Genomic DNA, 13,620 nt, shown 5'->3' with positions numbered 1-13,620 from the left:
CGGCTCACCGCGCGTCGCCGACGGCCCAGATGTCCTTGATCGAGGTGGCCAGGTCACGCACCGGCGACCAGCCCAGCTCGGCGGCCCGGCCGATGTCGGCCTGGATCCAGTCGACCGCCTGCGAGCGCTGCGGCCCGGCACCTGCCTCGCGGACCCGGCCCCGGTAGCCCGCCGCGTCGGCCAGCAGGGCGACCGCCTCCCGGGCGGTGACGGCCCGGCCGCTGCCGGCGTTGACGACCCGGTGCCGCAGCGTCGGCGCGAGGACCGCCGCGACGACCAGCGCGGCCAGGTCCCGCACGTCGACGAAGTCCCGGTACGCCGACAGCGGCCCCAGGGTGATCTCGGTGGCCCTGTCGTCCAGGGCGGCCCGCAGCCGGGCCGCCGCCCGACCGAGCAGGTTCTCCTGCGACATGCCGGGGCCGATCGGGTTGAACACCCGCAGCGAGACCGCGTCGACCTCGCCGGCCTCCCCGGCGAGCTGGAACAGCCGGGTGCCGGCCAGGTGGCTGACGCCGTACGCGCTGACCGGCCGGGCGGGGGAGTCCTCGGTGACCGGCACCCGGTCCGGCACCGGCCCGTACTCGCCTGCCGAACCGAGCCGGACCAGCCGGGCCCGTGGTGCCGCGGCGGCGGTCGCCTCCAGCAGTTTCGCCGCGACCAGCGTGTTCGCCGTGACCAGTTGCCCGGCGGAGCCGGTGAGCGCCCCCACGCAGTTGACCACCGCGTCCGGGGCGACCTCCCGCAGCAGCCCGGCCAGCGCGTCCGGCGTGCCGTCGAGCAGGTCGTGGGTCGCCCGCCCCGGGCAGACCACCTCGGTCACCCGGGGGTCCGCCGTCAGCGCGTCACGGGCGTGCCCCCCGATGAACCCGGACGCCCCGAACAGCAGCACCCGGGTCACGTCAGCTCCCCGGCGCCCACCACGCCCGTCAGGTCGGCGGCCAGCGGTTCGCCGACGGCCCCCACCGGCTCGCCGACGCCCGCCTCCACCGGGGTGGCCCCGGCCGGCAACAGGATCGGCTTGAGCTGGTGGAACGACCGGTTCGCCTCGTCGTAGTCCTCCGGCCGCCCGATGTCCAGCCAGAACCCGTCGAACGGGTACGTCATCGGCGGGTCGCCGCCGGCGAGCAGGTCCAGCACGAGCTGGTCGAAGCCGAGGGCCAACCCGGCCGGGTAGGGCTCCAGGGTCCGCCGCGACATCCCGTACACGCCCATGCTGACCGGGTAGCGCAGCGCCGGCTTCTCCCGGAACCCGACGACCCGGCCGGCGTCCACGTCGAGCACGCCGAAGTCGATCCGGTGCACCCGTTCGGAGGTCGCCAGGGTCAGGCCCGCCCCGGAGAGCTGGTGGCTGCGCAGCAGGTCGCCGTAGTCCAGGTCGGTGAGGACGTCCCCGTTCATCACCAGGAACTCCTCGGGCAGCCGGTCCTTGAGGCCGAACAGCGGGCCGACCGTGGACAGCGGCCGGTCCTCCTCGATGTAGTCGATGGCCAGCCCCCACCGGTTGCCGTCGCCCACGAACGCCCGGATCAGCGGGCCGAGATGGTTGATCGCCAGGGTCACCGAGGTGAACCCGCGCGAGGCGAGCTGGTCGAGCACGATCTGCAGGATCGAGTGGCTGTCCCCGATCGGCATCAGGGGCTTCGGCAGCGTCGTCGTGTACGGCCGTAGCCGTACCCCTTTGCCACCGGCAAGGATCACCGCGTGCAACCGGACCTCCCCATAGGTCTCAAGTGGACTATCGGTAGTGCCGAACCTGCCCGATCACCGGAACCAGACCGAGCGCGAACAGCGCCTGGAGCAGCAGCACGCTGACCAGGTGCAGCGAGGTGTCGGTGAGCGGGTCGCCGCCCTGCCCGAGCAGCGGGGCGACGCCGAGCAGCGCACCCCCGCCGACGTGCAGCACGATCACGACCGTCATCGACAGGCACAGCCAGCCGTACCGGCCCTGACCGGCCAGCAGGAACGCCAGGTAGTACGCCCCGGCGAGAGCCACGTGGGCGGCCGTCATCACCACCCCGGCGGTGGACAGCACGCCGGCCCGGTCGAGCGCGACGAGCAGCAGCGCCCCGAACACCGCCGGCACCGCGAGGCACACCGCGAACTCCCGGCCGATGGTGCGCCAGATCCCGACGACGAAGGCGTGCGGGAACCGGGCCCGCCGGGACAGGGCGACCCCGCTCGCCCAGAACCGGCTGGTCCGCCACTCGACGAACCCCATGGACAGGATCAGCGGCACCGCCGACGCCGCGACGTCCCACTGACCCAGCAGGTAGGGCGCCTGCGCGTGGAAGAGCAGCGCCGCCGAGCAGAGCCCGTACCCGGCGACGCCGAGCAGGGCGGGCCACGCCGGCCAGAGCGGGTCGCGGGGGGCCGGCTCGGTCGACCGGGCGGCGGACCGGGTGGCCCAGAGCCCGGCGGCGAACGCGGCCAGCACGCCGAGGGCCGCCGCGCCCACCGCCCAGCGCCGCGCCGTCACCCCACCGGCGACCAGGAACACCCCGCTGGCCAGGACGGCCGGGACCAGCGCGGCGGCCAGCCACCCCTCCCGCCGGTAGAAGACCAGCAGGGTGCTGGCCAGCTGGTAGGCCAGTTGGCAGACCATCATCGCGGCCAGCGGCAGCCCGCCGTAGGGCAGCATCAGGGCACCGGCGGCCAGGCCGAGCAGCACGGCGGTCAGCGCGGCGATCCGCAGCACCCGGCTGGCCGAACGGGCCCGGCCCAGGCCGAGCAGGCGGAACGCCGCGTAGGCGACCACGCCCGACCAGATCCAGCCGACCGTGCCGGCGAGGATCATCCCGGCCACCAGCCCCGACCGTCCCACCACCGACAGGACGGCGGGGAACGCGGCGCTCGGCAGCACGTACAGCAGGCCGTGGGAGATCGTCCGCAGGTCGCTCCGTCGGTCCCGGCCGGCCCCCGGCGCGGCGGCCGGCTGTTCCTCGACCGCCGGGGCCGGGCCCAACCGCCGGAACACCTCGGCGGCGAGGACGAAGACGTCGCGGTAGCCGTACTCGACCTGGGCGGCCCGGTCGGTGTGCCCGTCCGCCTCCAGGGCGGCGGCGACCTGCAGCGCGTCCACCGCGCGGGTCAACCGGGGCCGGACCCGCTCGACCAGGTCGTCCACCGGGTCGGTGGAGATCCGGGGCAGCAGGATGGTGCGCTCGGGGCTCTCGGCCGGCCCCGGCTCGGTGGTCATCGTGGCGACGGGGCGGAACAACGGATCGGTGCCGTCCGGGTCGGTGGCCTCGGTCATCAGCGACCACCGGTGGTACGCATGATGACGGTCGTCGTCTCGTCGTCGTCCGGGCCCGGCCCGGCCGGCTGCGGCAGCTCCGGCGCGGCCGAGTTCGGGTCGTGGCGGGTCCGGTACGCCGCCGCCGAGTACTGCTCGGGCCCCCGCTGGCGGGGCACCCGCCCGGCCAGCGGCGACACCTCGGGCCGGGCGGTGACCGGGGTCGGCTCGGGCCGGGCGACGACGGGCGTCGCGGCGGCGGGGGCCACCTCGGGCCGGACCGTGGGCACGGCGGCGGGGCGGGCGGCGACCGATGCCACCCCGGGGCGGGTCGGCCGGTTCGGCACCCGGACGAAACCCTGGGCCTGACCGCGCAGGTGCTTCGGCGCGGGGGACGCCCCCCGCGGCGTGGCCAGCCGCTCGTAGATGTCGCGGTACGCCTGCAACGACCGTTGCAGGGTGAACCGCTCCAGCACCCGTTGCCGGGCCGTCGCCCCCAGCCGCAGCCGCAGGTCCCGGTCGTTGAGCATCGTGACGCAGGCGGCGGCGATCGCGGTGACGTCGCGCGGCGCGACCACGAAACCGGTGTCGCCGACGGCCTCGGCGACCCCGCCGACGTTGGTGCACACCGTCGGCCGGCCGCATGCCATCGCCTCCACCACCGTGTAGGGGAAGCCCTCGGAGATGCTGGTCAGCGCCACCAGACTGCCCGCGTGGTACGCCTCGACGGCGCTGCCGACCCGGCCCTCCAGGACCGCGTGCCCGGTCAGCCCGAGTTCGTCGATCAGCGCCTCGCAGCTCTCGTGGTAGACCTTGTTGGCGGCCGGCGTACCGCCGAAGATGCGTAGCCGGGCCTCGGGGATCTCGGCCCGTACCAGCGCGAACGCCCGGATCAGGGTGTGCAGGTCCTTCAGCGGGTCGATCCGGCCCATGAACGAGATGGTCGGCACGTCCGGCTCGCCGGCCGCGGGTGGGAACTCGTCCGGGTCGACGCCGTTGTACATCGTCCACATCCGCTCGGGGTCGGCGCCGTTGTGCAGCTGCCAGCGCCGGTTGTACTGCGAGTGCGGGGCGAGTGCGCCGGTGATCAGGTAGGCCGCACCGGCGAGCGAGCGGAAGAAGCTCAGCACCAGCACCCGGACCGGGTGCGGCGCGTCGTCGTGCAGGTAGGAGATGTAGCGTTCGCGCAGGTAGATGCCGTGCTCCGAGAGCACCAGCGGGGTGCCGTACGTCCAGGTGGCGGCCATTCCGACGAGGGTGGCCAGACCGTTCATCGACGAGTGCACGATGTCGGCGCGTACCGGTGGCGCGCTCAACGGCCGCAGCATGTGCGAGATGAGCCAGGCCGCCTCCAACGCGTCGGCGACGGTGGGGGCCGGCCCGGTCTCCTCGACCCGCAGGGTGTGCCAGGCCTCCAGCATCATCCGCAGCGCCTCGTTGGACAGCAGGGCCGCGCCCAGGTCGCCGCCGGCGGAGGCGTACTCGAACATGCCGCGCAGGGCGAGCAGGAAGGTGCTCCGGTTGACCGCACCGGCCTGGGACCGGGTCGACTCCAGGGGGGTGACCAGGGCCCGCAGGAACACCTCGTAGGACTGCATGAACTCGGTGCCGGGCCGTCCGGCGGGGACCAGCACCCCCCGCCGGGGGCGGCGGCCTGTCGGCCGGCCGCCCCACAGCGGGATCGAGTGCACACGGTCGAGGTTGGCCGGCCGGTCGAACACCGGCTCCTCGGTGCCGTCCACGGTGAGCGCCACGACCTCCCACCGGTAGTCCGGCATTCCCCGGATGAGCTGTTCGCACCAGATGCTCACCCCACCCATCGCGTACGGGTAGGTGCCCTCCGAGACCAGTGCGATCCTCACCAATTGCTCCCGTTTACCTTTGCTGTTCTGATGTCGCCGTCTCGCCCTACAGGCGAGGCGCGGCGGTGAACGTGACCGGGGTGTTCGCCGCCAGCGTCACCGGGACGGTGACGTCGGTGCCGTAGCTGCCGGCACCCGTGGTGGTCGCGGCCACGCCCCCGAGCTGGAGCGAGCCGGCGGCCGGCGAGGTCACCGTGATCTCACCGGTGGTCCGGTCGTAGATCGCCGACGCCCCGGCGCCGAGCGTGGCGAAGTGGGCCGTACGCGCCCTGGTGTAGGTGGCGATGTCGGTCCACGCCGAGTTCAGCAGCGGCACCGAGTAGTAGGAGCTGTACTTGGTCAGCACCGCGCCCACCCAGTCGGTGACCAGGCTGTTGCCCGAGCCGTAGTCACGCACGTTGGCGACGTGGAACGTGTGCGCGTAGATCGAGCCGGACGTCACGTGCTGCAGGCCGACCGAGGCCTCGTAGTCCAGGAGCTGGGCGTAGGTGCGGTCGGTGGGCCAGTAGGGGAAGTGGCCGTTCGGGCCGTAGAACGCGTTGTAGAAGTGCGTCTCCTCGGCCTGGTTGGTGGTGTGGTAGGCGATGTTGGTCGGCCAGCACGGCACCACGGCGATGCTCGCGTCCAGCGGGTGCGCGGTGGACGCGTTGAAGTGCGCCGGCACGTGGCTGGCGAACGACATGTTGCCGGCCAGCGTGGTGATGCCGAGGTCGGCGGCCGCGTCGATCAGGTCCGGGTTGGACGCGGCGAGGCCGTAGTCGGTGAGCACGCCGCTGGAGTTGTTGTAGACCCCGAGGCCGGAGTACTCGGGGGTCTTCAGCACGCTGGCCGGCGGGTTCAGCCCGATCGAGGTGCCCGCGGTCTGGTTCGCGCTGATCTCGTCGTGGGTGGTGGTGTAGTCGGTGGTGTTCAGCGCGGGGTGGGTCAGGGTGTGGTTGATCCACCGGAAGTTGTTCTTCAGGCACTTCGTGGTGGCGGTCAGCGTGGTGGCGTCGCCGTTCGGGCTGCACGTGCTGCCGGCGAACGGGTCGATCTCGGCACCGTTGTAGGGGATGTTGAAGGTGAACCCGGACGCCAGCGGGTGCGCGGCGCGCAGCGCGGTCTGCTTGGCGTCGAGGTTGACCGCGTCGTGCCCGGTGGTCTGGAAGCCGGGGCTGTACTCGACGGTGCCGTCTTCCTTGTAGTGGTCCGAGAAGCTGAACCAGTCGTCGATGTCGACGTTGAGGTGGTGCTTCTGCTCACCGAAGTGCAGGCCCTTGGTCGCCCACCGGATCAGGCCGTAGACCAGCAGGTCCGAGTGGAGCAGGTACTGGTTCGAGGTGAACGTCAGGGCGAGGCGCTCCCGACCGTCGGTCGACGTCGTGCGGACGGCCAGCACGTTGGACCCGTTGGTCAGCAGGGCGTCGGCGTTGCAGCCGCTCTTGATCGACGTCTTGTAGACGTAGGACTGCGTCACCGGGATCTCTGCGGTGCTCTTGAGGTAGTCGAAGACCCCGGCGCCGGCGGTGGTCAGGGAGACCGGCAGGGGGGTGTCGCCGACCGCGGTCTCACCTGCGGAGTTGAGGCAGTAGTCCTCCGGCCAGGTGCCGTAGCTGGTGTAGAGGGCCACCTGCCGGACCTGGAAGTTGCGCTCGTAGGCCCAGAGGGTGGTCCACTCCGTGCTGCTGAGGCCCTCCAGGTAGTTGCCGCCCGACTCGTAGATCAACATGCTGTTGGTGAGCAGGATCGCGTTGTACTTGCCGACTCCGTTGGAGTCGACGAGCGTGCTCGCCGAGAGGGTCTGGCTGGCGGTGTAGATGATGTCGTAGCTCGCGCCGACCCGGTCGAGGGTGGTGGTGAGCGTGGCTACGCCGAAGTCCGCCGTGTTGGTGGCCACGATCAGCGACCGGAGGGCGACCTTGTCGTTGATCGCCTGGGTGCCCACGCCGCCGCTGCGGGCACCCGACGACGGGGCGACCTTGACGGTGCCGGCCCGGGTGGGCAGCGGGCCGGGGCGGGCCTCCTTCTTGCTGGCGACCTGGCCGAGGCCGGGTGCGCTCGGCGGCTGGGCCAGCGTGTGCGGCGCGGTCGGCGGCTGGGCGAGGCCCGGGGTCTGGGTGCCGAGCAGGACCGTGAGCGCGGTCAGCCCGGCGAGGGCGAATCGGTTCGCGCGACGGCGCGTAGGTCCGGTGTGGACCATGTGGTGACCTCCGATGAGGAGATGTGAACAATGCCGCCGATCCTGTATGGACCGCGGGGTTGCCATCGAAGGCTAGCAATTATTGGTTCGGATTCCGCGCATGATCCTGTCGCATGTGGAGCATTGACGCAAGCGGGGTCGGGTGTTAGCGCCGTGCGTACGAAGTCGCCTTCCGGTAAACGCGCTTTGCGCTGATCTTGGTGATGTTGCCGGTCGGTGTCAGGCGCACTGACGTGCTCTTTTTCGAAGTGATCGAAACACCTCATTCACGTTCACTTCACACGGCTGTAGCCGACGGTGGCCAGAATGTGGTCGGCGGTCGGGTGCGGAACGTCGCGCGCATCGGCCATTCGCTCGGGTTGTACCTGTCACGGTGCGGCAAGAGTGGCCGATCAGTCCATGCTGGCCCACCGATCAGCCGATTTTCGGCCATCCCTTCGGCTGGTGCCGGCCGCTGCGCCGGCGGCGGGTCACGCCGGAGCCTGTCGTACCCGACGTTTTCGCAGCCCGGGGTACCTGTGAGGCCGGTGCCACCGGTGGTCGCTTGCGCCTTTTGTCGGGCAATCGCTTGATCGACGGCACATCGTGGAGAATGTTGACTTTCTGCGGCGGGGACGGCGGGTGAACCCGTCGGGAAATGGCGAATACCGCAGCGCTGACCGTCGAATCAGCCAGTTTCGGCAGAAGCGGTTCCCAGCGTCAGGAGTTGCCCATTCCCAGCCAATGGAAGCCCTCCACTGTCCCACCTATCAACGCGTCCGGAGCCAAATCGTTTTGCTGACCCGATCGGTTTCGTGGAACTTCCACGGTACGCAAATGCAGAAGTGGACGTGCGTCGGCGGAGTCGGTCGGGCAGCGTCGGATAAAACGGCGGACGCCGGATCGGAGCACCCCCGCCGACTCCACACTCGACGCATCAGGCAGCCGATCCGGCGGCACCGGTCGCGCAGCTTCCCGACCGCCCTCGTCAGGGCCGTGGAGGGTCGGGGGTGGTGGCCAGCAGGAGGGTCGACCCGGCCGCGAAGACCGCCGCGCCGACGAAGACGAGGCCCGGTGACGCGTGGGCCAGCGACCAGGCGAACGCCGTCCCGGCCAGCACCGGCACCACGGTCTCGGCGACGGCGCCGACGCCGGTCAGCGCCCCCTGCACGGTGCCCCGCTCGTCGGCGGGCACGATCCGGGACAGCCACGACTGTGCGGCGGCGCCACCGGCCGCGGCGAGCACACCGACCGCCTGGAGCAGGTGCAGCGGCCAGGGTGCGGTCACGAACGCCGTGCCCGCCAGCCATCCGACGCCGAGCAGGCCGCCGAGCACCGCGGTCCGCTTCTCCCCGAGCCGCCGTACGGCCGGCCCGACGGCTCCCGCCTGGAACACCGCCCCGGCGAGCGCGCCCGCGGCCAGCACCGCACCCACCCGCGCGGTACCCCAGGCGAACTGGTGGGTCAGGAAGAACGTCCAGGTCGACTGGTGGGTCATCCGGGCGACGTCGGCGCACAACCGGGCCGACGCGAGCCGGCCCAGCACCGGGCGTCGTAAGGTGGCGGCGACGGCACCGAACGGGTTCGCCGTCCGCAGGGTCAGCGGGGTCCGGCGGTCACCGGGCCGCGACTCGGGCAGGACGAACCAGCCGTACCCGACGTTGGCGAAGGACAGCGCCGCGGCGGCGAGGAACGGCAGGCGTACGTCGACCGCGCCGAGCAGACCGCCGACGGTCGGGCCGGCGACGAACCCGAGCCCCGACGCGGCTCCCACCAGCCCGTACGCGCGGGCCCGTGCCCCGGGGGCGGTCACGTCGGCGAGATAGGCGTTGACCACGGTGTACGTGCCCGCGCAGGCACCGGCGAGGGCGTGGAACAGCAGCAGCGTCCACGGTGCGGGGCAGGCCGCGTGGGCCAGCCAGTCCACGCCGAGGCAGCCCACCGACCCGAGCAGGACCGGCCGCCTGCCGTACCGGTCGGCGAGCCGGCCGAGCAGCGGCGAGACGACGAACTGCAGCAGGCCGTAGACCGAGCCGAGCAGGCCGGACCAGCGGGCAGCGGCGGCGGCGTCCCCGGCGACGTCGGCCAGCAGGGCCGGTACGACGGGCACGACCAGGCCGAGCCCGAGCATGTCCAGGAAGACGGTGACGAGGAGGAACGAGAGGGCGGGTGGGCGGCGCACGGCGGCTCCTGGTGGCGAGGGGGCAGGGCCCCCTCGCCACCCACGGCCAGCCGCAGGTACGGAGGATCAGATTATCGGTGCCGTCAACCGGTTTTCCGCCTCACCGGCCGGCCGTCGTGACACCGGCACGGGAGGCGGTTCAGCCCCGGCAGCCGGCCGGGCTGTCGCCGCCCGACGGCACGGAGGCGACCACCGCGTCGGAGATCGGGGTGAGCCACTGCAACGCCCCCTCGTACGCCCGGGGCACCGTCACCGTGACGGCGGTCTCCCGGTCGAGCGTGGTGAGCACCGTGGCGTCCGACCGCTCGTCGGCGTGCCAGCAGACCCGGTTGACGGTCCACACGTCGGCGGTGGCGTCCACGGTCGGCTCGGCACCCCCGCAGGCCACGGTCAACGCCGGGTCACCGTAGGCGGCGTTCTGCTCGGCGCCGGCGGTCACCGGCCGCTGGGCGAGGTCCCGCACGGTGGCCGGCAGTTGCGACACCAGCGCCCGGCACACCACACCGGGCCGTTCGGCCAGCGCCGGGGCGGGCATCTCGACCGGGGCGCTGGACCTCGGCCCGGCACTGGTCGGCGACGCCTCCGGTGCGGCCACCGGCGCGTCGGGGGAGAGCTTGGCGAAGGTGAAGCCGGCCACGGCCACCGTCACCGGCACGGCGACCAGGGTGGCCCAGAGCGCGGCCCGCCGGGTCGACCGGTCCACCGCCGGCCGGTCGGCGGTGGGCGCGACGTCGGTCGGGGTCTCGGGGGAGGAGGTCTTCTCGTCCACTTACAGGCGCACCACCGAACACGTGAGGGTGCGGGTGATGCCGGGCACCATCTGCACGTTGCTGACGATCAGTTTGCCGAGTTCGTCGACGGTGTTCGCCTCGGTGAGGACGACCACGTCGTACGGCCCGGTGACGGCGTCGACGCGTACCACGCCGGCAAGATCCGCGATCAGACCGGCCACGTCCCGCGCCCGGCCCACCTCGGTCTGGATGAGGATGTACGCCTGTACCACGACTCGACCTCCGTCCGTCGCCGCCAGGGGCGGCCCGAAGGGTGAAAATACCCTACGGAGCAGGCGTGATCCCTGGCGGTGGTCGCGGTTAAGCAGCTAGCGAGCGTGTCGGAAGGAAGACATGGGTGTCGCGGACGTGGGCGAGTTCGGCCTCATCGACCGGGTGACCACCCGGCTGACGTACGGATCGGCCTGCCTGCTCGGGCCGGGTGACGACGCCGCCGTGGTGGCCGCCGGCGACCGGCGGGTGGTCGCCTCCACCGACGTGCTGGTCGAGGGGCGGCACTTCCGGCGGGACTGGTCGGGCGCGCGGGACGTCGGACACCGGGCGGCGGCGGCCAACCTCGCCGACATCGCCGCCATGGGCGCCACCCCCACCGCCCTGCTGGTGGCCCTCTGCATCCCCGCCGACCTGGACACCGCCTGGGTGGAGGAACTGGCCGACGGGCTGGCCGCCGAGGCGGCACTGGTCGACGCGGGGGTGGTCGGTGGGGACATGTCCGCCAGCCCCACCCTGACCATCGCGGTGACCGCTCTCGGCGACCTGGCGGGCCGGGCACCGGTGGTCCGCTCCGGCGCCCGGCCGGGTGACGTGGTGGCGCTCGCCGGCCGCACCGGCTGGGCCGCCGCCGGGCTGACCGTGCTCTCCCGGGGGTTCCGCACCCCGCGGGTGCTGGTCGAGGCGTACCGGCGGCCGGAGGTGCCCTACCGGGCCGGGCCGGAGGCGGCCCGGCTCGGCGGCACCGCCATGATCGACGTGTCGGACGGGTTGCTGGCCGACCTGGGCCACCTGGCGAAGGCCAGCGGTGTCGGGGTCGACCTGCGCCGGGACGCCTTCGACGTACCCCCGCAGATGCGCGACGCCGCCCAGGCGCTCGGCGTCGACCCGTACACCTGGATCCTGGCCGGTGGCGACGATCACGCCCTGGTCGCCACCTTCCCGGCGACGGTGGCGCTGCCGGACCGGTGGCGTCCGGTGGGCCGGGTGATCGAGGGCGGCGGGGTGACCGTCGACGGTGACGTGTACGACGGACCAGCAGGCTGGGACCACTTCCGGTAAGGGGCGGTCGTACCCTTCCCCCGTGAGTGAGATCGAGATCCGACCGCTGGGCTTCGACTCGCCGGCGGCCCAGACGCTCATCCGGGCGACCATGGCCGACCTGGGCGTCCGGTACGGCGGCAGCGGCGACGAGACCCCCATCGACCACACCGAGTTCGTCCCGCCGCACGGCGACTTCCTCGTCGCCCACCTCGACGGCGAGCCGGTCGGCTGCGCGGGGTGGCGCAGCCACGGCGCGGACGCCGCCGAGCTGAAACGGATGTACACCACCCCGGCCGTGCGGGGGCGTGGGGTGGCCCGCGCCCTGCTCGCCGCCATCGAGGAGTCGGCCCTCCGGCACGGGCGCACGCGGATCATCCTGGAGTGCGGTGACCGGCAACCCGAGGCGGTCGCCCTCTACACCTCGGCGGGGTACGAGCGGATCGCCAACTTCGGCTACTACGCCGACGCCCCCGGCTGCCTGTCGTTCGGCCGGACGCTCTGACCGGTCGTGCGACGCGCCGGTCCCACTCGCGGCGGCGGGGACCGGCGCGTCGGCCCGGCGGCGTCAGGCGACGGTGAACCGGAGCCGGTCGGCGCCGGTACGGGCGGCGGCCGCCGCCTCGGCCGGGTCGGCGCCCCAGGCCAGCACGTGCCCACCCCGGCGTACCGACGAGGTGACCTCGCCGACCCGGTCCCCGACGGCCACGTCGAGCTGCACGGCGAGGACGCCGGGCACCCGGCGGGCGTCGCGCAGCCCGTCGACCGCGGTCAGCGTCCCCGGCGGCGGCAGCAGGAACTCCACCGCCGACGCCCCGGACGGCCGGGCCGGCAGCCGGGGCCGCTCGCCGCGCAGCGTCCGCAGGTAGGCGTCGATGAACCCGCACTCGTACGCCAGCGAGATCAGCGCGGCGATCATGTCGCCGGGCAGCCGGGCGGCGCACTCCACCAGCGTCGGCACCCCGTCGGCGACGATCCATTCGCTGTGCAGCACACCGGTGCGGAAGCCGGCCGCCGCCGCCAGCCGGGTGGCCGCCGCGACGAGTTCAGCGCGGCCGTCCGCCGGCAGCGCCGACGGCACCGTGTGCCCGGTCTCCACCGGGCGGCGACCGGGCAGCACCCGCTTGTCGGTGACGTTGCCGAAGCACACCTCGCCGTCGGCGACCAGCAGTTCGACGCTGTACTCCGGCCCGAGCAGGGTCTGTTCGACAAGCACCTCGGTGGGCAGGTCGGTGGCCGCCTCCACCGGCGCCTCCGGGGCGGCGGTCGCCGACCAGGCCGCCGACAGGTCGTCACCGGCGTCGACGAGTTGCACGCCGAGGCTGCCGGAGCGACGGGTCGGCTTCAACACGCACCGGCCACCGAACCGGGCCGCGAACGCCGCCGCCCGCTGCGGGGAGTCGACCAGCTCGTACGCCGGATTGGCCAGCCCGGCCCGGTCGGCCAGCACGCGCATCCGGTGCTTGTCGGAGAACACGTCGGCGGCCTGCGGGCCGGCACCGGGCAGGCCCAGCCGTTCGGCGAGCCGGGCGGCGGCCCGGACCGCGTACTCCAGGCCGGGCATCACCAGCCGGGCGGTGGCCAGCCCCGGCTCCCGGGCCAGCAGCTCCTCGACGTCCAGGCCGGTCTGGTAGCGGGCGGACACCACCCGGGACACCACCGGCAGCCGGGCCGTCGTCGCGGTGACATCCCGCCGGGCGATGATCTCCGGCTCCTCGACGAGCACCACGCTGCCCGCCGGCAGCTCCTCGGCGAACCAGTGCAGCATGCCGAGCGAGGCGCCCACGACGATCATCTCGTCGCGGCCCAGGTCGAGGTCCAAAGGTCGTCCTCCGTACGGGTCGGTCACCGGGTGGCGGGGACACGACAGTACCGGCGGGCCGGACGGCCCACCGGTACTGATCGGAGCTGAAGCGGTGGAGGTGTTACCAGGTCAGGCGCGGGTGACCTTGCCGGCCTTGATGCACGAGGTGCAGACCTGGAGCTTCTTGGTGGTGCCCCCACCGGCCGGGGTACGCACCGACTGGATGTTCGGGTTCCAGCGGCGGTTGGTCTTCTTCTTGGACCAGGGCACGTTGTGGCCGAAGCCCGGCCCCTTGCCACAGACGTCGCACACGCTAGCCACGGGATACTCCTGAGATTGA

Annotated in this window: 12 protein-coding genes; 2 read left to right on the top strand and 10 right to left on the bottom strand. The window is 73.0% G+C overall.

Translation table 11 applies throughout. The features are described 5' to 3' along the window. Positions 1–4: 4 nt before the first annotated feature. From ACN265_RS24305 to ACN265_RS24270, 8 genes are all read right to left on the bottom strand, one after another. Positions 5–898 carry an NAD-dependent epimerase/dehydratase family protein gene (locus ACN265_RS24305; protein WP_421409714.1) on the bottom strand — a complete coding sequence of 298 codons (894 nt, stop codon included), beginning with the start codon at positions 896–898 and terminating at the stop codon, positions 5–7. After that, the gene (locus ACN265_RS24300) at positions 895–1,698 is read right to left on the bottom strand and encodes a nucleotidyltransferase family protein (RefSeq protein WP_357928885.1); all 804 of its coding nucleotides are present in this window, start codon (positions 1,696–1,698) and stop codon (positions 895–897) included. Before ACN265_RS24300 ends, ACN265_RS24305 begins: the two co-directional genes overlap by 4 nt. Positions 1,699–1,735: 37 nt before the next feature. Beyond that, entirely contained in the window at positions 1,736–3,253 is a 1,518-nt protein-coding gene (locus ACN265_RS24295; protein ID WP_421409712.1) for a hypothetical protein, read from the bottom strand. Continuing rightward, positions 3,253–5,094: a GT4 family glycosyltransferase PelF gene (pelF, locus tag ACN265_RS24290; RefSeq protein WP_420119393.1), complete on the bottom strand. Its 1,842-nt coding sequence runs from the start codon at positions 5,092–5,094 to the stop codon at positions 3,253–3,255. The genes ACN265_RS24295 and pelF overlap by 1 nt, the downstream gene beginning before the upstream one ends. Positions 5,095–5,140: 46 nt before the next feature. Beyond that, positions 5,141–7,273 (bottom strand): hypothetical protein, encoded by a 2,133-nt coding sequence (locus ACN265_RS24285; RefSeq protein ID WP_421409710.1) that lies wholly within the window; start codon positions 7,271–7,273, stop codon positions 5,141–5,143. 967 nt (positions 7,274–8,240) lie between these two features. After that, on the bottom strand, positions 8,241–9,434 hold the full coding sequence (locus ACN265_RS24280; RefSeq protein WP_421409708.1) for an MFS transporter: 1,194 nt from the start codon (positions 9,432–9,434) through the stop codon (positions 8,241–8,243). A 139-nt stretch (positions 9,435–9,573) separates the two neighbouring features. Further along, complete coding sequence (locus tag ACN265_RS24275; RefSeq protein WP_204923794.1) at positions 9,574–10,203, bottom strand: DUF3515 family protein; 630 nt, start codon at positions 10,201–10,203, stop codon at positions 9,574–9,576. Further along, positions 10,204–10,437, bottom strand: a complete 234-nt coding sequence (locus ACN265_RS24270) for an Lrp/AsnC ligand binding domain-containing protein (RefSeq protein ID WP_088646044.1) — start codon at positions 10,435–10,437, stop codon at positions 10,204–10,206. A 121-nt stretch (positions 10,438–10,558) separates the two neighbouring features. Here ACN265_RS24270 and ACN265_RS24265 point away from each other — a divergent pair, with 121 nt between their 5' ends. Together ACN265_RS24265 and ACN265_RS24260 are read left to right on the top strand one after the other, a co-directional pair. Continuing rightward, positions 10,559–11,497: a thiamine-phosphate kinase gene (locus tag ACN265_RS24265; RefSeq protein ID WP_204923795.1), complete on the top strand. Its 939-nt coding sequence runs from the start codon at positions 10,559–10,561 to the stop codon at positions 11,495–11,497. A gap of 22 nt (positions 11,498–11,519) precedes the next feature. Next, positions 11,520–11,981, top strand: a complete 462-nt coding sequence (locus ACN265_RS24260) for a GNAT family N-acetyltransferase (RefSeq protein ID WP_420118472.1) — start codon at positions 11,520–11,522, stop codon at positions 11,979–11,981. A gap of 63 nt (positions 11,982–12,044) precedes the next feature. Here the strand turns inward: ACN265_RS24260 and ACN265_RS24255 are convergent, their stop codons facing one another. Both ACN265_RS24255 and rpmB read right to left on the bottom strand, forming a co-directional pair. After that, a complete protein-coding gene (locus ACN265_RS24255; protein WP_421409703.1) occupies positions 12,045–13,298 on the bottom strand; it encodes an ATP-grasp domain-containing protein in 1,254 nt (417 codons plus the stop codon). A 111-nt stretch (positions 13,299–13,409) separates the two neighbouring features. Next, on the bottom strand, positions 13,410–13,601 hold the full coding sequence (gene rpmB, locus ACN265_RS24250) for a 50S ribosomal protein L28 (protein ID WP_046569512.1): 192 nt from the start codon (positions 13,599–13,601) through the stop codon (positions 13,410–13,412). Between the last annotated feature and the right edge of the window lie 19 nt (positions 13,602–13,620).

Source organism: Micromonospora sp. WMMD730 (assembly GCF_049178955.1).
GTDB lineage: Bacteria > Actinomycetota > Actinomycetes > Mycobacteriales > Micromonosporaceae > Micromonospora > Micromonospora wenchangensis.
The sequence above is the reverse complement of the archived record's forward strand: the minus strand, read 5'-3'. Positions and strand labels throughout refer to the sequence as shown.